Source organism: Pseudoalteromonas sp. GABNS16E, assembly GCF_028598715.1.
In the GTDB taxonomy this organism is placed as follows: domain Bacteria; phylum Pseudomonadota; class Gammaproteobacteria; order Enterobacterales; family Alteromonadaceae; genus Pseudoalteromonas; species Pseudoalteromonas atlantica.
This window is the reverse complement of record NZ_JAQREZ010000002.1, coordinates 179,385-204,100: the sequence shown is the minus strand read 5'-3', so window position 1 is coordinate 204,100 and position 24,716 is coordinate 179,385. Positions and strand designations below refer to the sequence as shown.

Here is a 24,716-nt window from a genome sequence, read left to right as displayed (position 1 = left end):
CCCAATTTACTAAAGGAATACATGCCTACTGCGGCCGAGGAAGTCTTCGTTAGTGACATTACATACGTAAAGTCAGCGCAAGGCGTGCATTACCTATCGTTAGTCACTGATGCTTACAGTCGAAAAATAATGGGTTATGAGCTGAGTGATGAAATGAAAGCAACCGATGTAGTCAGAGCATTAGAAATGACAATTAAGCAACGCGTATATAAACGTGATGCCATTCATCATTCAGATAGAGGTTTACAATATTGCTCTGAAGTATATCAAAATGCGCTATTAAAAGAGGGCATTAGACCATCGATGACCGATGGGTATGACTGTTATCAAAACGCATTAGCAGAGCGTATTAACGGGATATTAAAGCAAGAGTTTTTACTGTATAAATGTCGCAATATGACAGAGTTAAAACAGCTCGTTGAAGAATCGATATTTATATACAATGAAATGCGACCGCACTTAAGTTTGGATATGAAAACACCAAATCAAGTGCATAAAAAAGACCTGGCGCTTTCGCACCAAGTCTTTCATTAAAACCGTCAACCTATTTCAGGACGGGACACCATATTGATTTAAACGGCGCACTTTGGTTATGGTTTTTAGGCTCAATTGGCGGCTTATTACCCGACATAGACTCAGATAACTCAACCTCGCTCAATACTATTTTTAACTTATTCGCACTGAGCGCTGTATTACTGGTGCTGCATTACATAACCACCGAGCTAATAATCGAAATTAGTTTTATAGAGCTAATCGTAGTGCCGTTATTGGTGTACGGGTTTATGAAATACATTATTAGGCCTATTTTTGAATGGATCACCGTGCACAGAGGCAGTTGCCACTCGTTATTATTTTTACTGTTATGCGCGCTCTTAACAACGCAAGTAACGTGGCAACTAAACGAGCAAACAACCACACAAGCAGCCACCTTTGCCTGGTTAACAGGTGGGTTTATTTTAATCGGCGGGTTAATTCATTTATTACTCGATGAAATTTACAGTGTAGATTTAAGCAATGTCACCATTAAACGCTCCTTTGGCACCGCGTTAAAAATAGCCGACTTCGACAATAAATTAATTACCTTGGCATCAATAATTGCCATTGCAGGTTTAATCTATGTAGCCCCGCCTACAGAGCAAACTATTACCGCATTAAGTGATTGGTCTCACTTTAGGCTTTTATCTTAATAAATAACATTTATAAAAATACCCATAAACATTGTTTGTGGGTATATATGCTTTATTAAGCGATTGTTTTAATCACCTTTCGAATAAACAGCCGCTTTAGTTAGTCGAAGTAACTCCAACATTTAATTTAAAAGTTGATTCACAAAGAGGATAAGATGCGCTGAATTTTTAAAGGCTTAATAGCTTAACTCAATGCGGCTTTGCCAATTTAAGTTTCATTAAAAGCGCAAGTTTTAGTCTATTTGATATTAATTATTATTTTTATTGGTTTTAGTGAAATAATTACTCCGCTTTACCTGTCTTATAGCAGCAATACTTTCATCTGTTTGATGTATGCAAAGCGACTACAACTTTTAAAGCGTCAAATATAAAATTATAAGAGGTACATAATGGAATTTACACATAAGCGCACCACCCTAATTACAGCATCGTTATTGTTGGCGTTGGCGATAACCCAGGCTATTTTTACTGCCCTTTACAGTGCTGAAATTAGCTTTTCAAGACAGTATGCATGGGGACTAGAAGCCGTGCTGTTTACTGTGCTTGTGGCCTTTGCAAGTAGCACTATGGTGCAAGCTAAAAATGCTCAACTAGGTTGGTCGGCTATCACATTTAGCGCAATATTAAACATAGTACAGGTAAGCATTGGCCTAACGTTGTTTTCAACATTTGGCAAAGTAGCGGGCGCAGTAGAAGGCGCACAACCTTTAATTGGCGGCGTGGTGTCTTTATCATTCATGATTTACTACGCAGCTAAATTACTACTAGGCTTAGCAGCCCTTGTGTTTGGCCTGTCTTTTATTGCTAAAGGTGGCAAAGCCATTGGCGGCCTTACAGCCCTAGCAGGCGCAGTTGCAATGCTTGCCAATGCTATATTAATTATTGCTGGCCGTGATGGATTCTTACCATCAGGTGTTGCTGGTGCATCAGGTATGATTGCAACATTACTTTTAGCAATCTGTTTATTTAGCCTTAACCGTAAAGCAGATTAAGGTTTAATACCTTATAAATAAGGTAGTTACTTAAATAAGTTAAAAACATCGGCGTGTATTAGAGAACCTAATCCGCCGATGTTTTATGTTTGAAGTATACTCTTTGCGCATTCCAATTTTGCTCCCTCTTAGTAATCTAAATACTAACTCACAAAGAGGTTATGAGTCGCTTCGCTTTTAGAGGAAAAATAGCTAATATCAAAAACCTTTTTACCAATTCGTATTTTGATGTGTGAAGTCAAGATTTGACCCCGCCTATCATTATTAAAAGCTTTTAGCCAATATATGTTTTGATGTCTCTGCTCACTATTCATAAGATTCAATTCCCAGCTTGAATAACTAACTCGATAGCTTCATCAATTATATTAACCGAGTAACGTGCTCTAGTTCTTTCACCTGAAGGACATGCAATTCTTGGTTCTGAATATTTAAAGTTTATATTTTCGCACCAAACAACAATCTCAAACTCTTTACTCTTTGATACTGTAATATTTAAAAATTCAAGCCTTTCTTTCACAGTAATAATATGTTTTAAATCTTTATCACCAACTTCAATTGATGCAAGGCGATCGTCTATACTTCCAAGTTTAGATTTTACATCTTCAACTTCGGTTTCCAATTTGTCTTGACGAACAATCGCATTAGCTAGAGCCCTTGAATTTTGGGCCAATATTTCGGCCATTTGCGATAAAGCTGAACCTTTAGGAATTAATGGCGTGGATAACAACCATGTTTAGTTAAAGAAGGTATTACTTCATGATATAGCCATTTTTGAAATCTTTTACCTGCTTTGCTTTTGTCACTTGATAGAACACGAAATAATCCGGGTTGAGTTACAAAAATTTCTTTTTCTTCTGTGAAAGTGGGATTTATGGCTGGAATCATAATATATTCATCAGTATCTAATGAACTAAGTTGATTTTTTATTATTCCTGCCATTGATTTAGATATATGCTTTTCATCTAGCTCTCTATTTTCTTTGTTAAGAGTAATTAATACATCTTTAAGTGGCACGTGAAGAATATCTTCGTACTGGCATGTCCTGATATCAGATGATCCAGTTTCTCCTTCATAGCATATTTTTACTAAGTTACTTTCCACCTTAATATTTACTCCATAATTTATTAAAATTTCATCCGCACAAAGCTAAGTGAAACTAGGAACTATCCTTAACGATAATACCGTACTCATCAAACAACTCCGATGATAAAGTACAAGTATACAGTTTTAGCTTTTTTACTAATAAGTCTAAACTTACCGATACACAAACTAAAAAGTTATACCTATTAAACGACTTGCATGTATGCTTTTACTTTAAAACTAAATTTCTTTTTTGGTTTGGCATATTATCAACAAGTAAATCTAGGAGGACATCAATATTATACCCATATTCTGCTGAGTAATAGATAGGCTTAATGATACTAACTCCAGTAGCTTCCTTTACTCGATTTTGAATAGAAATAGTCTGAGACTCTAAGAAATCCTTTAGTTTCTCCATTGGCTCATTATTGGTATAATCCCAGTATCTACCTTTCATTGCCATATCAGCCTGATTTACAGCTACAACAATTCTTTCTTTTTGGAAATTTGGGACAATTATTTCATTTAATAGTTTATAGTTTGTTCCCATATCTCTATTTGAGCCTTCTATGATCACTAGAACCATATCTATAAAGCCATGCTTGTTATCGCTCATAGAATAATCTTTGTAGAGCAACTCAACTATTTTTTTAGAATGTTCACGATCCTTTTCGATTCCATCCCCCAAACCAGGAGTATCCCACAGTCGGAAATAATCATTGAGCATATAACTCGTTAAAGTCATTGTTTCAGGATCTACACCTTTTCCAACCTTAGCAATATCCTTTTGAAATATACTGTTTAATGTTGTAGATTTTCCAGCTCCTGTAACTCCTGTAACCATAATATCTAATGGGTTGATCCCAATAATATTTAAGCCTGTAATGAAATCTGTTTCTCTATAATTTTTATACATTCAATTACCATAGACCTTCGAAAATAGAGCCAACACTGCTGACTAAAGATTTTACAGCTCCAACCGCGGCTCCAGCAACTTTACCAATAGCTTCACCCGTTTTTCCCATACCCAGTATATTACCAAGCTCTTTACCTATTTCTCCGCCTGCCTTAGATGTTTCTACAATAGTTTCTACAAATGACTTATGAAGTTCAGCCGTATAATCCTTGATTTCATCGCTATCTTGCCACATTTCTTTCTCATCCGAAGTAGCATTCACATAAGCCAATCGTTTATCTATAGGTGTATTTTTAACAATAAAATAAAGTAGCTTAGATAAATTGTAAGGTTTTTGTTCTTCATCACTATCTTTAAAACCTGCTGAATAATAAATAGGCTCGATATTTATTCCTGTTGCTTCTTTAACCCTATTTTTCACAGATTTAACTTTATCATTTAAAAAATCGACGAGCTTAGGTTCAGGCTTATTACTTACAAAATTCCAATATCTGCCTTTCATTGCTACATCGGCCTGATTGATAGCAATTAAAACTCTATCTTTTGCATTTTCACCAATATTAGGAATAATTACCGAATTTATTAATTCATAAGATGTACCTAGATCCCGACTTCCACCATCTAAAATAACTAAAACTAAATCAATTAGTGGCTTGTTATCTGAATCCAATTCATTAAGCTTTGAAATGATCGCTTTTGAATGTTTTATATCTTTCTCTTTTCCATCCCCCAATCCAGGACTATCCCATAAAATTAGATTATCTAATTCATATTTTGTTATTTCCATTGTCTCGGGGTCAACACCTATACCAACTTTAGCAACATCCATATTGAACATCGCATTTATTGTAGAGCTTTTACCACAACCTGTTGCGCCAGTTATCATCAAGTTTGTTTGTTTATTTTTTAAATTTAATATATTTTCATAAAACTTTTTTTTTGCGGTTTCATCTAAATTAGATGAATTAATATCATTTTCCATATCCTTAAAAATATTACTTTCTTTCATTTTATTTCCTCAAGCTTTATGAATTTTAATTTTATACGTTTTAGAAACCAATTCAGTAATGAACACCACATGCACACATAACAAGACTGTAGAATAACTCCAACAGCCAAATTCAATTAAAAAACGAGCTTCTGTGATTAACTCTAAGCGTTTTTAAAGCATTAGGTAATGCAGGACTCATAAAACAGGCTGTTTTTATTTAAAAAGAGTAATTCTATAGCGTCAACGCCGCATTAAGCGGACTAAAGCAGTGGTTTATAATTTGTAGCGGAGCGAAACCTAACCAACTGTTTTAGTTGCGTTTAAAACACCTTGTTATGTTTATTTAATAAATGCGACGACTACTTGAGCAACGCCAACTAAAACAAGCACGCCTGTTAGCCAATTTAAAGCACCAGCCACTTTACTAGATGAATTTGATGACTCTTCAAATGCCTCTCTTAAGTTACCCATTTCTTCAGCTAAGTCTTCAGCAGTTTTAATAAGTTTTTCTAAAGCAGATGCAGATTTTTTAACAGATAAAAATACGGTGTTCTCGCTCATAGCTTTATAAAACGTATCTTCTATATCAGCCAACGTGCGTTCTTTTTTATTAGAAAAATCCATTGGAGCTCGGTTAAACATAACTGCTTATTGAACCTCACTTTGAGGAATTATAACACCCCAAATCGGCGTAGATTACGTTGTTCGGTAATTACACCAAACAACCCCTTTATAATCAGACAATAACAATTGCTACTCAGTAGCCTTTGTAATTTAACCCCATAATGCCTTTTAATAACGAATTGCCTACCACTGTATTTTTATACAGCACACGGTAAAAACCATCTTAAATTTAACTTTTAGCTAATCGATTTCTAAAATTACAACTCATCTTGGAACCTTGTATCCCTCTCACATGGGTCACCATCACCGTCACCATCCATTTTTGTATTGGGGCAGTTATTAATAAAAAATACCGTCTCTGCACGTGAAGTCATTTGACTACAGTGCTGCCTGCCGTCACAGGTAAAATTTTGCGTGCTTTTTGGAATAACGCTTTTTGGGTATTGCTCATCAAAGGTGGCTAAATCGGCGTTGGTAATAACGGGAGTGTGGTTATTAAACTGCTCGTTACTTTTATAATGGGTGTATTTATTTACTGCGACAAAACCAAGTACGGCGATAATGCTAATTGAGGCGACTTTGCCTAAAAAACTATCAGTAAAATTAGATTTAGCAACACGATGATGGTTTGATTTTTTAGGCGTGACTTTAATTGCAGCTACGCCTTCTATCCGGCAATTTATGGCTTTGGTTTTACCATCGGGCTGTGTAGCGACTTCAAAATAAAGGGTGTCGCCCACTTTAGGCTTGCGGCTCATATGTTTGAGCGCTGAAATGTGTATAAAGGTGTCGTGCGCTAAGGTGTCTGATTTAATAAAACCAAAGCCCTTTTCGTCATTCCACGCTTTTAACAATCCTTTGTTCATGTATTTACCTGTGCTGATTAAGCTGCGATTACGCAAATTCCATTTAAGTTAAGAGTTGTTAGTATACGTTCCTAAATTGCTACCAGGCAACCAAATATTCATATTAGGTTAATTTAAACACGCCAATTAGTTGGCAAAACACTTAACCATATAGGGAAAATACCGAGCTATGAGCTTTTAAAATCAGCAAAAAATAGCCTGTTTTATTTTATAAATTACGGCCATTTGTCCTTTATTCTATTACTGCAAACTTTAGCCAACCGATTAGCTTAACAGACTGTTTACACTGGTTTTGTTATTAGTTATTTCTATCTGAATTAAGCGTTTTTAGTGTGATTTTTCATTCGTTATTTACTTAATTTATCTATACAATCCACACCTTATTTTTACGTGCAATTTTCAAGTGATTATCTCATGCTATTAACCGTTGTTTATATTATTGGTATTACTGCAGAAGCCATGACCGGCGCACTTAGCGCTGGGCGAATGAAAATGGATTGGTTTGGCGTTGTACTGGTTGCCAGTGCAACAGCAATTGGTGGTGGCAGTGTGCGAGATATTTTACTTGGCAATTACCCACTTACCTGGGTTCAGCACCCTGAATACCTTTTAATTACTTGTATAGCGGGCATTGTGACTACGTGGCTTGCTAAGTGGGTGGTTAAATTTAAAGGCATTTTTATGCGCTTAGATGCGCTAGGGCTTGCGGCGTTTAGCATTATTGGCTGCCAAGTGGGGCTAAATATGGGCCTGCACTATGGTATTTGTGTTGTGGCTGCAGTTGTAACCGGTGTATTTGGTGGGTTGCTGCGCGATTTAATATGTCGCCAAGCACCTTTAGTACTACATAACGAGCTATACGCGAGTGTATCGTTACTGGTTGCCTGCTTATTCCTAGCACTGCACCATTACAATATTGATGACAACATCAGCATTATTGTAAGCCTTGTTGCAGGCTACTTAATACGTATGGCATCAATTCGCTTTAAGTGGCGTTTACCTACCTTTAGTTTGTTAGAGCAGCACGCTAAATAAATTAGGCTTTAATAAAAGATAAGGTAGGTATTAAACCTGCCTTAATTAATATAAGTATAAGTATAAGTACTAGCGCCTTACTTTATTGCTCGCTTACATCACTCAGCGCCGTTTTTAACCCACTGTTATTTTGCTTTAGTACGCTAAAACTGCCGTCGGTTTCTAGCACTACAGCGGCTACATCTTCTATGGCTAATATACCCGCACCACGAATGGCAGCGCGAATTTCTGATTTTGTTACCCGCTGCGATTTAAGTGCCGCCGTGCAATATTCTCCATTACTCAGCAATAGCGTGGGCTCTGCTTTTATAAGCGAAGCAAATTTAGATGAGCGCACACTTAGCCACGTAATAAAGTATTGCAGCCCTATTAGTACAACAAACGCGAGCATGCCCTCTACCAGCGCAACGCTTTTTGTAATGATCACCGAGGCTAAAATAGATCCCAGCGCAATAGTGACAATAAAATCAAACACGTTCCATTTAGAAAGCGTACGCTTACCCGATATACGCAGCCAAAATACCAGCGCTATATAACCAAGTACGCCAATAATAAGTACGCGTATTAAGCCCTGCATATCATCAAAAAACATAGTTACTCCCTGTAGTTAAAATTACGTATAGCCTTTAGTTAAACCGTACATGCTTACAAATTAAAACTGTATGAATAAGATAGGCAATAGTAATTTAAAGCAGTTTAAATTTAGACGATGGTTGATTATGATAACTTAAGCATTATATCTATGTTTTCGCTTCTTAATTTATACAAAGGATTACCATGTCTAGCTATAACGAATCGCCAGAGCAAATTGAACAGGCCACTAAAGGCTATGTGATGCAGCAAACTATGTTGCGTATTAAGGATCCCAAACCGTCGCTCGAATTTTATCAAAATGTATTAGGTATGAAGCTGTTAGGTAAGTATGACTTTCCTGAAATGAAGTTTACGCTGTACTTTTTAGGCTACGAGCCAGAGCAGCCGCAAGGTGATGATAAAACCAAAGCTAAATGGGTATTTGGACGCCCTGCGCTAATTGAGCTAACCCATAACTGGGGGACAGAAGACGACGATAGTTTTGAGGGCTACCACAGCGGTAACCAAGAGCCTAAAGGCTTTGGCCATATTGGTATTAGCGTACCAGATGTATACGCTGCCAGTGAGCGCTTTGCAAAGTACGATGTAGAATTTGTTAAAAAGCCAGATGATGGTTCAATGAAGGGCTTAGCATTTATAAAAGACCCTGACGGCTACTGGATAGAAATACTCTCACCGGAGGGAATTACTGATATTATTTTTGGTAAATAACTTTAACGTTTGATAAACCGGTTACCACATACTAAAAAGCCAGCTAATTAGCTGGCTTTTTCTGTTTTTAAATAAGGGTTAGCTTATTTACGCAGGGCGTCTATACGCGCATCTAGCGGTGGGTGAGATGAAAACAGTTCAGCCATCCCTTTACCACTTGCTATACCAAAGGCCATCATTGAGCCTTGTAATTGCGACGGGTGGTTTTGCTTTAATCGCTCAAGAGCTGAACGCATTTTGTCTGCACCTACTAATTTAGCTGCGCCGCTGTCTGCTGCAAATTCACGCTTACGGCTGTAACTTGCTACCACTATGCTTGCAAGCACACCAAATACAACTTGGAATAACATATCGAATAAAAAGTAAGACCAGCTACTACCGCCCTCTTCTTCATCGCCATTTAAAAAGTTATCAACTATGCCTGCCAGTACTTTTGCGGCAAATATTACAAAGGTATTTACCACGCCTTGTATTAGCGTAAGCGTTACCATGTCGCCATTAGCAACGTGCGATACTTCGTGGGCAAGTACGGCTTCGGCTTGGTCTTGATTCATGTTATGTAATAAACCTGTGCTTACCGCCACCAGCGAGTTGTTTTTACTTGGGCCGGTTGCAAAGGCGTTCATTTCTGGGCTGTCGTAAATTGCTACTTCAGGCATTTTTATACCTGCTTTTTGAGCTTGTGCTGATACCGTTTGTACAAGCCAGTGCTCGGTTTCGTTGCGCGGTTGAGTAATTACCTGTGCGCCCGTTGATTTTTTAGCAATCCACTTAGACATAAATAACGAAATAAACGAGCCACCAAAGCCAAATACAGAGGCTATAAGTAATATTCCGCCAAGGCTACGATGGCTTAAACCCAGCGCGCTCATTATTATTGAAAGCACTACACCTAATACCAACATAACCGCTAGGTTAGTTAATAAAAACAAAAATATACGTTTCATATTGTCCTCACAAAAATAGGTTTGATCACCGAACATAAAATTAAATTAGGTTAAAGCAATCATTACGTCATGACACACTATGTCATAGCGTTGAGGCTATTCTGTGACAAACTATGTCATAACGCAAGGGTTATTTGCAGGTTTATTAATAAATTTTTGGGGGAGTTTAAAAAGGGAGTAAAGAGTGGCGTAACGCAGTTATAGAACCTCATTACGCCTATAAAAACAATTAGTTGCTGGTTATGCCGCTAGTTGTAATGCAATTATTAATTGTTGCTATATCTGTAGGAAAGCCGCGCTCTTTTGCGAGTAATTGTGCCACCTTGGTTATATCTGCATGGTTGTGTTGTTGAAGATACGTCCACTGGTGATGTGTACGATGCTCATTTATGTGCGCATCGTCGCTTATTAAGCCAAGTTTAGTAAATTCAGCCACTATTTCATCGGCAGCGATTAAGGTAGATGACGCTTTTACGTTTTCGGCACGTGCGTAGCTCATATGCGAATATAAGCTAACATCTGCGACGCGCAAGGTATCGTCTTCTCCTGGGATTTGCTGGCCACCAAACAAGGCATTGTTTTGCGGGTTAGCGTTTTTAAATGCCGGAACAAACTCGGCTACATAATCAATCGCTTTTTGGCTACGTGCTTTTAGTACTTGCTGATCCCACCCATTGTTTATGTAATTTAAGTATTTAGCTGGCAATTGCGGCTGTGCACTTTGCTCGTTGGTATCGGCTAGACCATCGTTAAACAAGGTAATTGAGTTGGTCATACCATGAATTTGATAATAGCCATTAGGATAAGGCGTTAGTTGTGCCATGCCCTCTGGCGTGCCACGGTTACCATAAATAATAATTTCTGGAATTTGCCCGCCAGCACCTTGCCAATGCGTAATGTAAGAGGCTTTAAATTCGACCATACGTTTGGCCTCTACGCCTACCATGTCATCTACAATACCGGTTTGAAAGCCACAGGCATTAATAAGGTAGTCTACCTCTACTGTTTGCGTAGTATCGCTTTGGTTATTTTGGTATTCAATTTTCCAAGTTGGCGATTGGTTATTGGCGCTGGTTTGCTCAACTTGGCTAACTTGCTTTACTTCTGTGCTGGTAAGTACATTAGCGTGTTCGTACTGGGCAAGCGCAAGTTGGGCGCTGGCCGATAACCTAAATATATTCCATCCGTATTCTTGAGCAACAATTAGCGGGTATTTTACTTTGTTTAAGTTTAGGTGCTTAGCAACGGGGATCATCCACTCATCTAGCGTTCTAGGCTCACTAGCCTGCTCTTCTTTACTCAGCGCTATCATTTGTTCATGGCTATACAGCTGGTAGTAATTGTCGGGCTCACCAAGTACTTTGTTGTTAGGGTCTTGCTCAACTAACTCTTTATACGCGTTGGTGATTTTATTTAATCGTGGTAGTAAATCATCGGGTGAGTCGTCATCACGCGTTGGCACTGCAAACACGGTTGGGCGTACGTCTATGGTGTAGGGGTATAAGCGTAAAATATCGATACATTGTTTGAGTAAATCTATGCAGTCTTCGTCTGGTATTTCACGGTATAAATTACCACCAGCGTGTAAATGGCACATAGGTGGGCCATCTATAAGTGACTTTTTTTTCTCAAAAATAGTGGTATGAATCCCTAGCGCTGCTAATCGAATAGCTATTGTTGCCCCTGCTGTGCCGCCACCTAAAATGCCCACACGGGTTTTAGGCTGAGCAGTTGGCTTTACCTCGGGTTCCCCCGTTACCTGTGTGTTTTGAGCGAAGCGTTTAATGTATGGGTGCGTCATGTAGCGGTTTATTTCCTTAGTAACAATAGCTTTAACTTGTAATATGTGTACTAAAGTGGGTAATTTCAAGGCGTAAATACAATTAATAAGCTCATGAATTTAATATAAAAACTGCTTTGCATTTAAAAACGCAAAGCAGCCACAATTAGCTCTGTATATTGAGGGTATTAAGTAAGGTTTTGTATATTTGCAGTTTAGGGGTTTGCTCGCTGTATGGGCTTATAGCCAAAATAGGAAATGGCAAGCGTGCTTTTAACGAATCAAGGTTAGCTTGGTATTCGTCCATATTTGGGTCAACTTGGTTGGCAATCCAGCCTACACAATTAATGCCTAAACTTTGCATATGGGCAGCGGTAAGTAAAGCATGGTTTAAACAGCCTAGTTTCATGCCTACTACTAAAATTACGGGTAGTTGCTCGGCCTTAACCCAATCATATAAATAATCGGTGTTATTAATTGGTAGTGCCCAGCCACCAGCGCCTTCGGTTAGGTGGTAATCGGCACCTTGTTGTTTTAGTGTTGAGTACGCTGCGCTTAGTTTATCGAGCGTAATATTAACCCCTACTTGTTCTGCGGCTATGTGCGGCGCAATGGGCGGCGCAAAGGCAAAGGGGTTTATTACATCGTATTTGGCACTTACCGTGGCGCTTTCCATTAGCATTAGTGCATCAGCATTAACTAGCTGATCAAACGCCATTTCGCAGCCTGCGGCAAGTGGCTTAAAGCCAATTGCGTTTTTTTTATGTTGGGCAAGTAGCTTTAATAGCAAACTAGTCACGTGGGTTTTTCCGGCGTCGGTGTCGGTACCGGTAATAAAAAATTCTTTCATTTTACTGCCTTGATTAATTTTAATATTAGCTACTCATGGCTTTTTTGTAATGATAACAATACCACATGGTAAGATACACACGCTTGATTGTTTAAAAGCGGATACGCATTGCATACCCGTTGTAGCGCCGACTTAGTTAATAGCCCTTGCCGTGAATTAGCATGATTTTGCGTTGTAGCACCAATGGCTTTAATAGATTTAATGGCTTTTAACGGGCTTGAATAACAATCGGTATAAATTACTTTTTGCGAACTATTAATACTAAACCCTGCCTTTTGGACCGACTGGTTTATATAAGCGTGTGTATTAAATGTATTTATATGGCTACGGTTATCAAGCGCTGCAAACGCTGTTTTAATTTCGTTAAGCGAGCCCGCCACTACGGTACTTATATACGCCTGCCCGCCAGGCTTTAAGCTTTTATAAAGCGTACGCATTAATTTTTCAAAATTAGCCGACCACTGCACTGCAAAATTACTAAATATGGCGTCAATACTGTTGGCTTGTAGCGGCAGGTTATCCATATCGGCGCAAACTTTTGGGTTAGTTAATGCAGCGCTTTTAAGCATGTTTAAGCTTAAATCTATCGCGATAACTTGGCCGTATTGTTTGCTTAGCTGTGAGGTATTAACCAGTGGGCCAGCTCCTAAATCTACACAGCGCTTATTTTGGTTGCATGACTGGGAGCTTATTAATTTAAATAAATCACTTGCTGCCTGTTTTTGTACATTGGCATGGCTGTTGTATTGCTCAGCTGCTTTAGAAAACTTATCACTCGCCCCCTTTTTAAGCGCTGTATGAGGGCGTACTTGCTCAGCACTTTGTATAAGCGCACGCTTTTGTGGAGCCCCATTTATAGGTAAAAGCGCGGGCTTTTTATTTAAAGCTTGCTTGCTGTGGGTATGAGCTAAAGCCTGCGCAATCATGCTATGGCGCCTTTTAATTGCTCAACAAGGGCTGTTATATCTGTATGGGTATGCGCCGCTGTTAGGGTTACACGTAACCGCGCGGTATTATGCGCAACCGTAGGTGGGCGAATAGCGGTTAGCCAAATACCCTGCTGTTTGAGCCTTTGTGCTGCGTGTAACGTTTGCTCGGCGCAGCCAAGTACAATGGGCTGAATAGCAGTTTTTGACTCCATTACCGCAATGGCGTGTTGTTTACAAAGCTGCTTAAAAAAAGCAATGTTACTACTAAGCTGCTGGCGTTTAACATCTGCACGTTTAATGGCTTGCAAGCGCGTAAGCGTAAGCGCTGCCATAAGCGGCGACATAGCGGTTGAATATGTGTAGTCGCGGTTAAACTGCAGCATGTAATTAATAAATTGGTTATTTGCTAATACACAGGCCCCGCTACTTGCTACTGCTTTTCCAAAAGTAATAACCAGTATATCGGGAAGTTCTAAGCCTTCATCTAATAATGCCTCACAGCTACCTAAACCGGTTTTACCTAGGGCGCCAAAACCATGTGCATCGTCAATCATAAGCCAAGCATTGTGCTCTTTAGCTAAAGCAAGCAGCTCTTTTATGGGGGCGGTGTCGCCATCCATCGAAAACACCCCTTCACTAATAATTAGCTTATTGTGTGCTTTTGATTTTTCGAGCCGCGAACGTAAATGCTTTAAATCGTTATGGTTAAAGCGGATCAATGCGGCATTTGAGTGCATTGCGCCGTCAATCAAGCTAGCGTGGTTTAGCTTATCTTGAAAAATAGCACTGTTTTGCGCAGTGCTTTTATCGTTAAACAGCGCTTTAATTACACTGCTATTTGCACTAAACCCCGAGTTAAACAACATGCCAGCTTCGTAGCCAAGCGCGCTACATAAATATTGCTCAAGCTGTTGTTGCTGCGCCTGATACCCAGTAACTAAGGGTGAGCTGTGGCTACCGAGTACGTTGTTTTGCTCAAAGTTAATACTGTAATCACCAAAGCCTAGGTAATCATTACTGGCAAAATTAAGGTACGTTGCGTTATTTACCGTAATGGTACGTGCTGTGGCGCGCTGCACCACATGGCGTTTACGCAATAACGCATGTTGCTGTTGTTGCTGCAAATGCGTATTTAAAAATTCAAATGGCATAAAGGGTAAGCTTAGGCTTCGTAAAATAAGGCTGACGTTGCTTTATCGGCCACTTGCGATGAAAGCGATGCGGCAACGGCTTCGTCTGAGTAGTCTTGGTGTTTTTCTGGGTTCATGCCTAATTTTTTAATTAGCTTCATGTCGGCATCAGCCTCTGGGTTTTCGGTTGTGAGTAGCTTATCACCATAAAATATTGAGTTAGCGCCTGCAAAAAAGCACATTGATTGCATTTGCTCGTTCATGGCGCTGCGACCTGCCGATAAACGCACATAGCTGTGTGGCATCATAATACGGGCGGTAGCTATGGTACGTATAAATTCAAAATGATCTAAATCGTCTACGTTTTCAAGCGGTGTGCCTTTTACTTTTACCAGCATATTAATAGGTACGCTTTCTGGTTGTTGTGGTAAATTAGCCAGCTGCATTAATAAACCGTAACGGTCGCTTGCTTGCTCGCCCATACCGACAATACCGCCTGAGCATACTTTCATGCCGGCATCGCGTACGTGATCTATGGTATTTAATCTGTCTTCAAAGGTACGCGTTGATATAATTTGCTCGTAATATTCAGGCGAAGTGTCGAGGTTATGATTGTAGTAATCAAGCCCTGCGCTACTTAGCTCATGTGCTTTTTCGTTGGTAAGTTTACCAAGTGTCATACAGGTTTCTAGGCCAAGTTCTTTTACTTCTTTTACCATTTTAGAAATATACGGCATGTCTCTGTCTTTTGGATCTGACCATGCTGCGCCCATACAAAAACGGGTTGCGCCTTTTTGTTTAGCTAGGCGTGCTTGCTCTACCACTTTTACTACTTCTAGTAGGCGCTCGCGCTCTAAATCGGTTTTATAATGCCCTGATTGCGGACAGTATTTACAATCCTCTGGGCAAGCCCCTGTTTTAATAGATAATAAAGTAGATATTTGTACTTCGTTAGGATTAAAGTTAGCGCGATGAACCGATGCCGCCTTAAATAATAAATCGTTAAATGGCATTTCAAATAATGCCTTTACTTGGGCGTGGGTCCAATCGTGGCGAACAGGTGCAAGTTCCATAGTAGTCTCTTATTTTTCTCAGTGGTGATGTTGGATTAGTCTACGTCTTGAAGTACCATTGTCAACGAAACCCACCACGTTAAAGTTTACATATGAATAAAAAACAAACGATTGACCTTGATTTTGATCGTGACCATATTTGGCACCCTTACACATCAATGACACAGCCTATTCCGGTTTACCCTGTTACTCATGCAAATCATAATTTAATTTACCTAGAAACCGGCGAGCAACTCATTGATGGCATGGCCTCATGGTGGAGCGCAATTCATGGCTATAATCATCCGGTATTAAATAACGCCATGGTTGAACAAATTAATAGTATGAGCCATATAATGTTTGGCGGCATTACCCATAACAGCGCGGTAGAGCTGTGTAAAAGGCTTATTACAATTACCCCAAAAAGTTTAACTAAGGTGTTTTTAGCCGATAGCGGATCGGTAAGTGTAGAAGTAGCGATTAAAATGGCGCTGCAATATTGGTTAAGCCAAGGGTTTACACACAAGCAAAAATTAATGACACCGTATAAGGGTTATCATGGTGATACATTTGCCGCTATGAGCGTGTGCGATCCGGTTAATTCTATGCACAGTTTATATAAAGGTTTTTTACCAGAGCATGTGTTTGTACCCGCTCCTGTGAGTAAATTTGATGGCGAGTTTAACCAAGCAGAAGCCCAAACGCTTGAACAATACTTTAAAACGCACCACCACGAGGTAGCCGCCTTTATTATTGAGCCCATAGTACAAAACGCCGGCGGCATGAACTTTTATCACCCCGCGTATTTAGCCTGCGTTCGTAAATTATGCACACAATATAATGTATTACTGATTTGTGATGAAATAGCCACAGGGTTTGGCCGCACAGGTAAATTATTTGCTGTAGAGCACGCTAATATAGAGCCTGATATTTTATGTATTGGCAAAGCCCTTACCGGTGGCTCAATGACGCTTTCGGCTACATTAACCAGTGATAAAATAGCCATAGGCATTAGTGAAGGCGAAGCCGGCGTTTTGATGCACGGACCTACATTTATGGGCAACCCGCTTGCCTGTGCGGTTGCGTGCGCCAGTATAGATTTACTTTTAGCGCAGGATTGGCAACAACGCATTAGCGATATAAACACTCAACTACAACAGCTTAAAAAGTGCAATGAATTAGATGCTGTTGCCAATGTGCGTACCTTAGGCGCAATAGGTGTTGTAGAGCTAACTGATGCTGCTGGCAATGTAAATGTTGCTAAAATTCAAGCCTTTTTTGTAGAACAAGGCGTATGGATTAGACCCTTTGGTAAACTTATTTACCTAATGCCCCCGTATATAAGTGACTCAGCCAGTATAAACACCTTATGTGATGCCATTTACACTGCAATTGCAGGTAAGCATTACTGCTAAGCGTTAAATTATACCTAAGAGGCATAGTCATTATTTGCCTGTTAGGTATTAATTTTGCTCAGGTTTTGAGCTTTGCATTGACGTATTTGTTATATTGATTTTAGTAAATATTACGGATATGATAATGTCTATCATTTACAATTACCTTTTCGGACTCTTTACTATGAAACACCTTTCTAAATCTGTAAAAACATTAGGTGCAAGCTTATTGTTAGCTTCTGCTTTTGTAACGCAACCGGCGCTAGCTAACGGCCCAATTGGTGAGCACGTAAACCATTTACAAGAAAACATTAAAGACTATTCAGAAGAAGTTGAATGGATGGTTGGTAAAGTAGACACCATGGTAACTGACTACAGCAAAAGCGGTGCTAAGGCTGTAAACAGCGACGATTTAATTGAATATTGGGAGTCGGTTAAGTTTCACAGCGCCATTGAAACTAACTTTGTGCCTGTATATGCCTCAATTTGGCAAGGTATTTATGGTGTAAAAATGGCCATTGATAACAACAAGCCTGCCCAAGAAGTGCGCAATCAGCAAAAAGCCATGAACATAGCCTTGTGGCAAGGTCTTGGTGCTGTTAAGCTTGCGGCAAAATTCCAGCAAAAAGGCTTACTTGATACAGTTAAAGCCACTGCTACAGAAGGCATGACCCAAAGTGCCACCATTGACGAAATCAAGCACAAGCTTGACCGTGTTGTTGCTAAATTTGCAGAGCGCTTAAACGAAGAAGCCACTGAAATTGTTCACGATACGTATTTACACCTTTTTGAAGGCGTAGAAGGTACGCTTATCGAACAAGATGCAAAACTAGTAGAAGTGCTGGAAAAAGATTTTAACGTAACACTACCGCAAACAATTAAAAGCGCTAAAAGCGTTGATGAAGTACGTGACGTGGTAAGTGATATGCACACTAAATTAGACCGCGCTAAAACGCTAATAGAAAAAGCGGAGAAGTCGCGTAAGGATGTTTTTTAAGTGAAGCGTAGGACCTTTATACAAGGCCTAGCTGCGTTAGGGGTTGTTGGCGCTTTGCCACTGCCCCTTTCTCGCGCACTAGCTGCCGATATAGCAAACCCAGTTTCTGTTGATAATTTACCAAAGCTTAAAGGTGATTTAACCTTATACCTAGGCCGTGGTGAAGGTGGTTTGTATGAAAATGTATTACAAGCGATTCAGAAAAAAAATCCTGACTTTAACTTAGCTATTCGCCGCGGCCCGACTGCTGCACTTGCCAATACTATTGTGGCAGAGGCAAAGGCAGGTGTACGCCGTGCCGATTTATTTTGGGCGGTTGACTCAGGCGCTATTGGCCTAGTTACCGATGCAGGCCTTGCAAAGCCCCTACCGAGTGATTTATCTGCACAGTTACAACCGCAATTTAGATACGATCAATGGGCGCCGGTTACCGGTCGGATCAGAACCTTGCCGTATAACACATCGCGTTTAACTAAAGACCAAATTCCAACAAGCATAATGGAGATTGCAGATAGCGATTTATCAATTGGTTGGGCGCCTGCTTATGCGTCGTTTCAATCGTTTGTTACCGCTATGCGTATTTTAGAAGGCGATGACAAAACCGCTAAATGGCTTAAAAAAGTTAAAAAGCGCGCTAAAACATACGCCGGTGAACTCGGTGTTGTAATGGCGGTAGAACGTGGTGAAGTAGATATTGGTTTTGCTAATCACTACTACACGCTGCGTCTTAAATCGGGTAAACCAGATGCTAAATTAGACTTAGCCTTTACCGAGCAAGATGCAGGCTGTTTAGTCAATGCCTCGGGTATTTTAACGCTAAACGATGACCCGCTTGCTACTAATTTTATGCGTTACTTATTAAGCGAAGAAGTACAAGGTTATTTAGCCCGAGAAGCGTATGAAATACCGCTTGTTAATGGCATTACTCAACCGGCAGGCTTACCGTCGCTGAGTGACATATCTCCACCAAAGGTTGATTTAACTCAACTTGCGGATTTACGCCCCACCATCAACTTGATGCGCAACAACGGCGTTTTATAAATGCGAATACCTGCTTCTTACCCAATGGCGCTGCTTGCAGCGCTCATTACGATTACCCCTGTTTATATTTTAATTACCCTTGCTAGCGACTCCAGTACCCTTTTTGACAGTCATAATTTAAAAATACTGGGCAATACGTTATCGCTAATGGGCTTAACCGTATTAGGCTCAATTCTAATTGGGGTACCACTGGCTTTTATAAGTGCTTATGTGCATTTGCCTTTTAAAAAAATATGGCTGGTGATTTTTGCCGCGCCCTTAGCTATTCCAAGTTATATTGGCGCATTTACTTTGTACGCTGCGTTTGGCCCAGGGGGTGAAATAAATAACCTACTTGGCTTTGAAACCCCACCCATGTACGGGTTAAGCGGTGCAGCCATTGTAATGACCTTATATACCTTCCCTTTTGTAATGATGACCACACGCTCGTCCTTGCTCAGTTTAGATGCCAGCATGGTAAATGCAGCGCGCACCTTGGGTATGTCGATGACACAAAGTGTGTTTAAAGTAATTTTACCCCGTGTAGTTAACGGTATTGCAGCGGGCTCATTATTAGTGGCGCTGTATACACTTTCAGACTTTGGTACACCCGCAATGATGCGCCTAGATACCTTTACCCGGGTAATTTATGTAGAATACAATGCGTTTGCATTAGGGCGCGCCGCGATGTTGTCGCTGCAATTAATGGTTATTGTTGGCTTTTTACTCTTAATAGAATCACAAATAAAAACCGCCTCTGAACGACACGGTCGCCCACTGGTTTTATTTCCAACTAAATGGCAAATAACCGCAATGATTGCTGCGTTTGGCCCTATTTTATTGTTAGCTATTGGTTTACCACTGGCGATATTTTTTGTTTGGCTAGCACGCGATGGTTACAGCAATTTTGACTTTAGCATAGCGTGGAACTCAGCGTATGCCTCAGCCATTGCTGCCATAGTGGCGGTTATTGTGGCTATTCCTGTTGCTCATGCCGCATTAAGCGGAAAAGCCGGCAGAATAATGGAGCGTGTTACCTATTTTGGTTTTGGTATTCCTGGCATTGTGATGGGCACCGCGCTGGTATATGGCGGCTTGCAACTCCCGTTTTTATATCAAACATTAGCGCTTCTGATTATTGCTTACATGCTACGATTTTTACCGCTTGCAGTTGGCTCTATTCGCACCAGTACAGAGCATTTAGATCAAAGCTTAATAAAGTCGGCGCGCTTATTAGGTGCAAGCCCGCGTGAAGCCTTTACTCGCATTACCCTGCCGCTAACAATGCGTGGTATTATTGCCGGTGCTGCATTGGTATTTTTAGAATCAATGCGCGAGCTTGAAGCAACGCTATTGCTAGGCCCGACCGGGTTCGAAACCCTTTCAACCTATTTATGGCGTGTGTACGAAGCCGGTTATTTTGGCCGTGCTGCCATTCCCGGTTTATTGTTAGTGGTGATTTCTGCCTGTGGCTTAGCTATTATGATGTCTGGCGAAAAACGTAACCAACTCGAACATTGAGGATTTAAAAACAAATGCTATCTGTAAGCCAGTTGTCTATAGATTACGGCAGTAACCGTGTAGTAAGCGATTTAAATATATCGTTAGGTGAAAATGAAATTCTCATGCTAGTAGGCCCTACGGGCTGCGGTAAAAGTACAATATTGCAAGCACTTGCAGGGCTTATCCCCATTAGCGAGGGTGAAATAAACGTAGGCAAATGGCGCGCAACACCAAAACGTAATGTGCCCCCTGAAAAACGCAGTGTTGGTATGGTGTTTCAAGATTTTGCATTGTTTCCTCATTTAACGGTTGAGCAAAACATTTGTTTTAGATTAAAAGACACCGCCATTGCCGATCATTGGATTAAACTGCTTGGTCTAAATGATTTTAGAGCAAAAAAGCCAGCCACCCTCTCTGGTGGTCAAAAACAGCGTGTAGCACTTGCGCGTACACTTGCTCACCAGCCAGATTTTGTGTTACTTGATGAACCCCTTTCTAACCTTGATGCCGCATTAAAAGATATGCTGCGCTGGGATATAAGAAACGCCTTAAAAGAAGCGGGAGTGCCTGCAGTATGGGTTACTCACGACCAAGAAGAAGCGCTTTCGGTAGGTGACCGTGTAGGTGTATTACAAAACGGTAAAATACAACAACTCGACAGCCCTGAACAATGCTTTAGCATGCCAAACAACCGCTTTGTAGCGCGCTTTTTAGGTGAGGCAAGCTTTATTGCTGGGCAGTTTGAAAATGGCCAAGCAACCACTAGCATTGGCGTAGCACCAGGGCAAGGTATAGACTGCGACAGTGGCGATGTAGATGTGTTGCTTCGCCCTGACGATGTACAGCTTATTCAAAACTTAAATCAACCTAACGGTGAAGTTGTTTGGGTACGCTTTGAAGGTGGCAGCCGTTTATGTGCGGTTAAATTAAGCTGTAATAAGCTCGTTACTAGCCGTGTAAGCCACGAGGTTGTGGTTAATCCGGGTGACAGCGTTCATGTATCTATTGTTACTACTCACCCGCTGGCTGTGTATAAAAAACAATAATTAAACTATGAGGTAGCTATGCCTAAACAGGGCCCTAATCCAAATAACCCTGCCCCTGTTGAGGGCTTTCCTCAGGTTGGCTTTTTAAAAAACTTTATTACCTCGCCTAATATACTTGTGGGTGATTATACCTATTACGACGATCCTGACGGCCCTGAAAACTTCGAAAAAAATGTCCTTTACCATTTCGATTTTATTGGTGATCGTCTCATTAGCTATTGCGCTATAGCTAAAAACGTGACATTTATAATGACCGGCGCTAATCATCAAACCGCGGGGTTTTCTACCTATCCATTTTTTATATTTGGCAACGGCTGGGAAAAATCGGCCCCGCAGGCTGGAGAGTTACCCTTTAAAGGCAATACGGTTATCGGTCACGATGTATGGATTGGTTATAATGCAACCATAATGCTAGGGGTAAATATTGGCAGTGGCTCTATCATTGCAAGTAAATCGGTAGTTACCTGCGATGTAGCCCCTTATAGCGTGGTAGGTGGTAATCCGGCAAAAGTAATTAAGCCCGGGTTTGATAGCAACACAATAAGTACGTTATTAGATATAGCTTGGTGGGATTGGAGCAATGAAAAAATCACTGCTCATCTAGATGCCATTACTCAATGTGATTTAAGCGCTTTAATAAAGCTTAAATAACCCATAAGTAACACTCACCTACCACTCAAACATGTACGCCATTTTACTAATGGTTTTTAAAGGCACGTTATGCGTGTTGCGCTTAGCGTATAAATGCTGCATAGACTTGTCTTTTACTTCACCAACAATAACTTCTTTAACTTGATAACCAAGTGCATGTGCTGCTTGAGAGTACGCAATAAACTCCCATTTTTTTATATTGGTGTTATCAACAATTACAAGCGGAATATTTTGCGCTAAAGCATTTATAAAGCGCGCTAAATTTAAATTATGATATTGCGGTAGTTTAAATTTATCAAAGTGATACTCGCCCTGTTCATTGACAAAGTAGTCATCGGTTGAACAAATTAAATACTGGCTTGTATCTACTCCACCAAGCTCATCGGCTAGGGTTTGTGCATAGTAAGACTTACCACTTCCTGGTAGCCCTCTTAAAATAAAAACTTGTTTCATAGCATCCATTTTTGGGTAATGGTAAATATTAAATAGTTAAAATTATGATGTGCTGATTAACCGGCTTAATTGTTACTTATTATTTCATCATTGTAAGCCATTAGAATAACGCTGAAGCAGTTAGCGCGCCCACTAGCTTACAAATTTTGCTCGGTGACTAACTAGCCTCAAGGTTGGCTAATTTCAATCCGTAGAGTCAACACGCAGTAATAATGCCACAAAATCACTAAATTTCAGAGCACCAAATAACAATAGTGGTAATTTAAAGCAAAAAACGCTTTAAAAGTAACCCACTTGCATAAAAACTTTTAAAGAGTTGCTCACAATAGTTTTTTTATTTTATTTAACTAGGTAAGATACACGGTTCAAGTTCAACGCACTAAATTTAACCGCTGCGTTGAGTAGTTAATATTATACAGTTAGGCAACTTATATCATTGGAGTGAAGATGAGCCATTTAGCGATTTCAGAGCTATTAAAAGGCAATGTTGCGGTAGACAGCCAAGTAACAGTAAAAGGCTGGATCCGTACACGCCGCGATTCAAAAGCAGGAATATCATTTTTAGCCGTTCATGACGGTTCGTGTTTTGATCCTATTCAAGCGGTAGTTCCTAATTCACTAAATAATTATGATGAAGTTACTAGCTTAACAGCCGGTTGTTCTGTGTCGGTTACTGGTGTGTTAGTGCAATCTGCAGGTAAAGGTCAGTCATTTGAAATTCAAGCTAATTCTGTAACAGTTTTAGGTTGGGTAGAAAACCCAGATTCATACCCTATGGCCGCTAAGCGCCACAGCATTGAGTATTTACGTGAGCACGCTCACCTTCGCCCACGTACAAACATGATAGGTGCAGTAACACGTGTGCGTAACTGTTTAGCACAAGCTATTCACCGTTTTTACCACGAGCAAGGCTTTTACTGGATCAGTACCCCAATCATCACAGCCAGTGACTGTGAAGGCGCAGGTGAAATGTTCCGCGTATCAACACTTGATATGCAAAACTTGCCACGCACTGATAAAGGCGACGTTGATTACAGCGAAGACTTTTTTGGTAAAGAAGCCTTTTTAACGGTATCCGGCCAGCTAAATGGTGAAACATACGCATCGGCTATGTCAAAAATTTACACCTTTGGCCCAACATTCCGTGCAGAAAACTCAAACACGTCTCGTCACTTAGCTGAGTTTTGGATGGTTGAACCTGAAGTAGCATTTGCTGATTTAGAAGATATTGCAAAACTTGCTGAAAACATGCTTAAGTACGTATTTAAAGCGGTGCTTGAAGAGCGCCGTGACGATATGGAATTTTTTGCACAACGTATCGAAAAAACAGCGATTAGCCGTTTAGAAGAGTTTGTAGAAAAAGACTTTGCCCAAGTTGATTACACTGACGCCGTAGAAATACTTAAATCATGTGGTAAAAAGTTTGAGTACGCCGTTGAATGGGGGGTAGATTTACAATCTGAGCACGAGCGCTACTTAGCTGAAGAGCACTTTAAAGCACCGGTTGTTATTAAAAACTACCCGCGCGATATTAAAGCGTTTTACATGCGCCAAAACGAAGACGGTAAAACCGTTGCCGCTATGGACGTTGTAGCACCAGGCATTGGTGAAATTATTGGTGGTTCACAACGTGAAGAGCGCCTTGATGTGCTTGATGCGCGTTTAGATGAAATGGGCTTAAACAAAGAAGATTACAGCTGGTACCGCGATTTGCGTAAATACGGTAGCGTGCCACACTCTGGCTTTGGTTTAGGTTTTGAACGCCTAGTTGCTTATGTTACAGGTATGGGCAACGTACGTGATGTGATTGCCTTCCCTCGTACTAAAGGCAGTGCAACCTACTAATCAAATTAATTGATTTTAAAAGCCAGCTTTTTTGCTGGCTTTTTAATGTCTGTTGTTTTTAATTATGGCTTTGTAAAATACTGTTTATAAATTAGAGATTTATAAATTTTGAACTATAGTTTT

Annotated in this window: 25 protein-coding genes and 1 pseudogene; 12 read left to right on the top strand and 14 right to left on the bottom strand. The window is 40.2% G+C overall.

What is annotated here, in order from left to right:
* The 3 genes and pseudogenes from PSI06_RS01950 to PSI06_RS01940 form a co-directional block, all read left to right on the top strand.
* Nucleotides 1-534 (top strand): IS3 family transposase (locus PSI06_RS01950; RefSeq protein ID WP_273604973.1); only part of this gene is annotated, 534 nt, incomplete at its 5' end.
* A 29-nt stretch (nt 535-563) separates the two neighbouring features.
* Nucleotides 564-1,187, top strand: a pseudogene (locus PSI06_RS01945) (metal-dependent hydrolase); the annotation flags it as partial.
* 389 nt (nt 1,188-1,576) lie between these two features.
* A complete protein-coding gene (locus PSI06_RS01940) occupies nt 1,577-2,179 on the top strand; it encodes a thiamine biosynthesis protein ThiC (protein ID WP_273602592.1) in 603 nt (200 codons plus the stop codon).
* 319 nt (nt 2,180-2,498) lie between these two features.
* Here PSI06_RS01940 and PSI06_RS01935 read toward each other — a convergent pair whose 3' ends face one another.
* The 6 genes from PSI06_RS01935 to PSI06_RS01910 form a co-directional block, all read right to left on the bottom strand.
* Nucleotides 2,499-2,861, bottom strand: coding sequence for a hypothetical protein (locus tag PSI06_RS01935; RefSeq protein WP_273602593.1), 363 nt, complete (start codon nt 2,859-2,861; stop codon nt 2,499-2,501).
* A gap of 26 nt (nt 2,862-2,887) precedes the next feature.
* On the bottom strand, nt 2,888-3,280 hold the full coding sequence (locus PSI06_RS01930) for a BRO family protein (RefSeq protein WP_273602594.1): 393 nt from the start codon (nt 3,278-3,280) through the stop codon (nt 2,888-2,890).
* Nucleotides 3,281-3,488: 208 nt separating this feature from the next.
* Complete coding sequence (locus PSI06_RS01925) at nt 3,489-4,175, bottom strand: GTPase family protein (RefSeq protein ID WP_055253631.1); 687 nt, start codon at nt 4,173-4,175, stop codon at nt 3,489-3,491.
* Nucleotides 4,176-4,179: 4 nt separating this feature from the next.
* Nucleotides 4,180-5,184 (bottom strand): GTPase family protein, encoded by a 1,005-nt coding sequence (locus PSI06_RS01920; protein ID WP_273602595.1) that lies wholly within the window; start codon nt 5,182-5,184, stop codon nt 4,180-4,182.
* A gap of 321 nt (nt 5,185-5,505) precedes the next feature.
* Nucleotides 5,506-5,808 carry a hypothetical protein gene (locus PSI06_RS01915; protein ID WP_273604972.1) on the bottom strand — a complete coding sequence of 101 codons (303 nt, stop codon included), beginning with the start codon at nt 5,806-5,808 and terminating at the stop codon, nt 5,506-5,508.
* 239 nt (nt 5,809-6,047) lie between these two features.
* Entirely contained in the window at nt 6,048-6,656 is a 609-nt protein-coding gene (locus tag PSI06_RS01910) for a cold shock domain-containing protein (protein ID WP_273602597.1), read from the bottom strand.
* A 414-nt stretch (nt 6,657-7,070) separates the two neighbouring features.
* Here PSI06_RS01910 and PSI06_RS01905 point away from each other — a divergent pair, with 414 nt between their 5' ends.
* A complete protein-coding gene (locus PSI06_RS01905; RefSeq protein WP_058550084.1) occupies nt 7,071-7,691 on the top strand; it encodes a trimeric intracellular cation channel family protein in 621 nt (206 codons plus the stop codon).
* Nucleotides 7,692-7,773: 82 nt separating this feature from the next.
* On the opposite strand, the gene PSI06_RS01900 is transcribed toward PSI06_RS01905, so the two are convergent.
* Nucleotides 7,774-8,283: a DUF421 domain-containing protein gene (locus PSI06_RS01900; RefSeq protein WP_273602598.1), complete on the bottom strand. Its 510-nt coding sequence runs from the start codon at nt 8,281-8,283 to the stop codon at nt 7,774-7,776.
* A 185-nt stretch (nt 8,284-8,468) separates the two neighbouring features.
* Here PSI06_RS01900 and gloA point away from each other — a divergent pair, with 185 nt between their 5' ends.
* The gene (gene gloA / locus PSI06_RS01895; protein WP_024033580.1) at nt 8,469-8,996 is read left to right on the top strand and encodes a lactoylglutathione lyase; all 528 of its coding nucleotides are present in this window, start codon (nt 8,469-8,471) and stop codon (nt 8,994-8,996) included.
* A gap of 83 nt (nt 8,997-9,079) precedes the next feature.
* Here gloA and htpX read toward each other — a convergent pair whose 3' ends face one another.
* From htpX to bioB, 6 genes are all read right to left on the bottom strand, one after another.
* Nucleotides 9,080-9,943: a protease HtpX gene (gene htpX, locus PSI06_RS01890; protein ID WP_024033579.1), complete on the bottom strand. Its 864-nt coding sequence runs from the start codon at nt 9,941-9,943 to the stop codon at nt 9,080-9,082.
* Between the two features lie 229 nt (nt 9,944-10,172).
* Nucleotides 10,173-11,744 carry an FAD-dependent oxidoreductase gene (locus PSI06_RS01885; RefSeq protein ID WP_273602599.1) on the bottom strand — a complete coding sequence of 524 codons (1,572 nt, stop codon included), beginning with the start codon at nt 11,742-11,744 and terminating at the stop codon, nt 10,173-10,175.
* Between the two features lie 145 nt (nt 11,745-11,889).
* Nucleotides 11,890-12,573 carry a dethiobiotin synthase gene (gene bioD, locus PSI06_RS01880; protein ID WP_248450969.1) on the bottom strand — a complete coding sequence of 228 codons (684 nt, stop codon included), beginning with the start codon at nt 12,571-12,573 and terminating at the stop codon, nt 11,890-11,892.
* A 29-nt stretch (nt 12,574-12,602) separates the two neighbouring features.
* Nucleotides 12,603-13,499: a methyltransferase domain-containing protein gene (locus PSI06_RS01875; protein WP_273602600.1), complete on the bottom strand. Its 897-nt coding sequence runs from the start codon at nt 13,497-13,499 to the stop codon at nt 12,603-12,605.
* On the bottom strand, nt 13,496-14,653 hold the full coding sequence (locus PSI06_RS01870) for an aminotransferase class I/II-fold pyridoxal phosphate-dependent enzyme (protein ID WP_273602601.1): 1,158 nt from the start codon (nt 14,651-14,653) through the stop codon (nt 13,496-13,498). The genes PSI06_RS01875 and PSI06_RS01870 overlap by 4 nt, the downstream gene beginning before the upstream one ends.
* An 11-nt stretch (nt 14,654-14,664) precedes the next feature.
* A complete protein-coding gene (gene bioB, locus PSI06_RS01865) occupies nt 14,665-15,705 on the bottom strand; it encodes a biotin synthase BioB (protein ID WP_273602602.1) in 1,041 nt (346 codons plus the stop codon).
* 92 nt (nt 15,706-15,797) lie between these two features.
* Between bioB and bioA the strand changes: the two genes are divergently transcribed.
* The 6 genes from bioA to PSI06_RS01835 all read left to right on the top strand — a co-directional run bounded on the left by bioA (nt 15,798) and on the right by PSI06_RS01835 (nt 22,295).
* Entirely contained in the window at nt 15,798-17,099 is a 1,302-nt protein-coding gene (gene bioA / locus PSI06_RS01860; RefSeq protein WP_273602603.1) for an adenosylmethionine--8-amino-7-oxononanoate transaminase, read from the top strand.
* A gap of 163 nt (nt 17,100-17,262) precedes the next feature.
* Complete coding sequence (locus PSI06_RS01855; RefSeq protein ID WP_004586641.1) at nt 17,263-18,075, top strand: hypothetical protein; 813 nt, start codon at nt 17,263-17,265, stop codon at nt 18,073-18,075.
* The gene (locus tag PSI06_RS01850; RefSeq protein ID WP_248450965.1) at nt 18,076-19,116 is read left to right on the top strand and encodes an extracellular solute-binding protein; all 1,041 of its coding nucleotides are present in this window, start codon (nt 18,076-18,078) and stop codon (nt 19,114-19,116) included. It begins immediately after the preceding gene.
* A complete protein-coding gene (locus PSI06_RS01845) occupies nt 19,117-20,616 on the top strand; it encodes an ABC transporter permease (protein WP_273602604.1) in 1,500 nt (499 codons plus the stop codon).
* A gap of 14 nt (nt 20,617-20,630) precedes the next feature.
* Nucleotides 20,631-21,644 carry an ABC transporter ATP-binding protein gene (locus PSI06_RS01840; RefSeq protein ID WP_273602605.1) on the top strand — a complete coding sequence of 338 codons (1,014 nt, stop codon included), beginning with the start codon at nt 20,631-20,633 and terminating at the stop codon, nt 21,642-21,644.
* 18 nt (nt 21,645-21,662) lie between these two features.
* Entirely contained in the window at nt 21,663-22,295 is a 633-nt protein-coding gene (locus PSI06_RS01835) for a CatB-related O-acetyltransferase (protein WP_273602606.1), read from the top strand.
* An 18-nt stretch (nt 22,296-22,313) separates the two neighbouring features.
* Here the strand turns inward: PSI06_RS01835 and PSI06_RS01830 are convergent, their stop codons facing one another.
* The gene (locus PSI06_RS01830; RefSeq protein ID WP_004586647.1) at nt 22,314-22,748 is read right to left on the bottom strand and encodes an ATP-binding protein; all 435 of its coding nucleotides are present in this window, start codon (nt 22,746-22,748) and stop codon (nt 22,314-22,316) included.
* A 447-nt stretch (nt 22,749-23,195) separates the two neighbouring features.
* Here PSI06_RS01830 and asnS point away from each other — a divergent pair, with 447 nt between their 5' ends.
* Complete coding sequence (asnS, locus tag PSI06_RS01825; protein ID WP_024033570.1) at nt 23,196-24,593, top strand: asparagine--tRNA ligase; 1,398 nt, start codon at nt 23,196-23,198, stop codon at nt 24,591-24,593.
* Nucleotides 24,594-24,716 lie beyond the last annotated feature (123 nt).

What these genes read in the sequence shown, in the direction of transcription:
- bioD (WP_248450969.1), bottom strand. Translation starts at nt 12,573, where the DNA reads ATGAAAGAATTTTTTATTACCGGTACCGACACCGACGCCGGAAAAACC.
- PSI06_RS01855 (WP_004586641.1), top strand. Translation starts at nt 17,263, where the DNA reads ATGAAACACCTTTCTAAATCTGTAAAAACATTAGGTGCAAGCTTATTG.
- PSI06_RS01875 (WP_273602600.1), bottom strand. Translation starts at nt 13,499, where the DNA reads ATGATTGCGCAGGCTTTAGCTCATACCCACAGCAAGCAAGCTTTAAAT.
- PSI06_RS01905 (WP_058550084.1), top strand. Translation starts at nt 7,071, where the DNA reads ATGCTATTAACCGTTGTTTATATTATTGGTATTACTGCAGAAGCCATG.
- gloA (WP_024033580.1), top strand. Translation starts at nt 8,469, where the DNA reads ATGTCTAGCTATAACGAATCGCCAGAGCAAATTGAACAGGCCACTAAA.
- PSI06_RS01870 (WP_273602601.1), bottom strand. Translation starts at nt 14,653, where the DNA reads ATGCCATTTGAATTTTTAAATACGCATTTGCAGCAACAACAGCAACAT.
- PSI06_RS01910 (WP_273602597.1), bottom strand. Translation starts at nt 6,656, where the DNA reads ATGAACAAAGGATTGTTAAAAGCGTGGAATGACGAAAAGGGCTTTGGT.
- PSI06_RS01915 (WP_273604972.1), bottom strand. Translation starts at nt 5,808, where the DNA reads ATGTTTAACCGAGCTCCAATGGATTTTTCTAATAAAAAAGAACGCACG.
- PSI06_RS01920 (WP_273602595.1), bottom strand. Translation starts at nt 5,184, where the DNA reads ATGAAAGAAAGTAATATTTTTAAGGATATGGAAAATGATATTAATTCA.
- PSI06_RS01935 (WP_273602593.1), bottom strand. Translation starts at nt 2,861, where the DNA reads ATGGCCGAAATATTGGCCCAAAATTCAAGGGCTCTAGCTAATGCGATT.
- PSI06_RS01840 (WP_273602605.1), top strand. Translation starts at nt 20,631, where the DNA reads ATGCTATCTGTAAGCCAGTTGTCTATAGATTACGGCAGTAACCGTGTA.
- bioA (WP_273602603.1), top strand. Translation starts at nt 15,798, where the DNA reads ATGAATAAAAAACAAACGATTGACCTTGATTTTGATCGTGACCATATT.
- htpX (WP_024033579.1), bottom strand. Translation starts at nt 9,943, where the DNA reads ATGAAACGTATATTTTTGTTTTTATTAACTAACCTAGCGGTTATGTTG.
- PSI06_RS01845 (WP_273602604.1), top strand. Translation starts at nt 19,117, where the DNA reads ATGCGAATACCTGCTTCTTACCCAATGGCGCTGCTTGCAGCGCTCATT.
- PSI06_RS01940 (WP_273602592.1), top strand. Translation starts at nt 1,577, where the DNA reads ATGGAATTTACACATAAGCGCACCACCCTAATTACAGCATCGTTATTG.
- PSI06_RS01835 (WP_273602606.1), top strand. Translation starts at nt 21,663, where the DNA reads ATGCCTAAACAGGGCCCTAATCCAAATAACCCTGCCCCTGTTGAGGGC.
- PSI06_RS01925 (WP_055253631.1), bottom strand. Translation starts at nt 4,175, where the DNA reads ATGTATAAAAATTATAGAGAAACAGATTTCATTACAGGCTTAAATATT.
- PSI06_RS01830 (WP_004586647.1), bottom strand. Translation starts at nt 22,748, where the DNA reads ATGAAACAAGTTTTTATTTTAAGAGGGCTACCAGGAAGTGGTAAGTCT.
- asnS (WP_024033570.1), top strand. Translation starts at nt 23,196, where the DNA reads ATGAGCCATTTAGCGATTTCAGAGCTATTAAAAGGCAATGTTGCGGTA.
- PSI06_RS01900 (WP_273602598.1), bottom strand. Translation starts at nt 8,283, where the DNA reads ATGTTTTTTGATGATATGCAGGGCTTAATACGCGTACTTATTATTGGC.
- bioB (WP_273602602.1), bottom strand. Translation starts at nt 15,705, where the DNA reads ATGGAACTTGCACCTGTTCGCCACGATTGGACCCACGCCCAAGTAAAG.
- PSI06_RS01885 (WP_273602599.1), bottom strand. Translation starts at nt 11,744, where the DNA reads ATGACGCACCCATACATTAAACGCTTCGCTCAAAACACACAGGTAACG.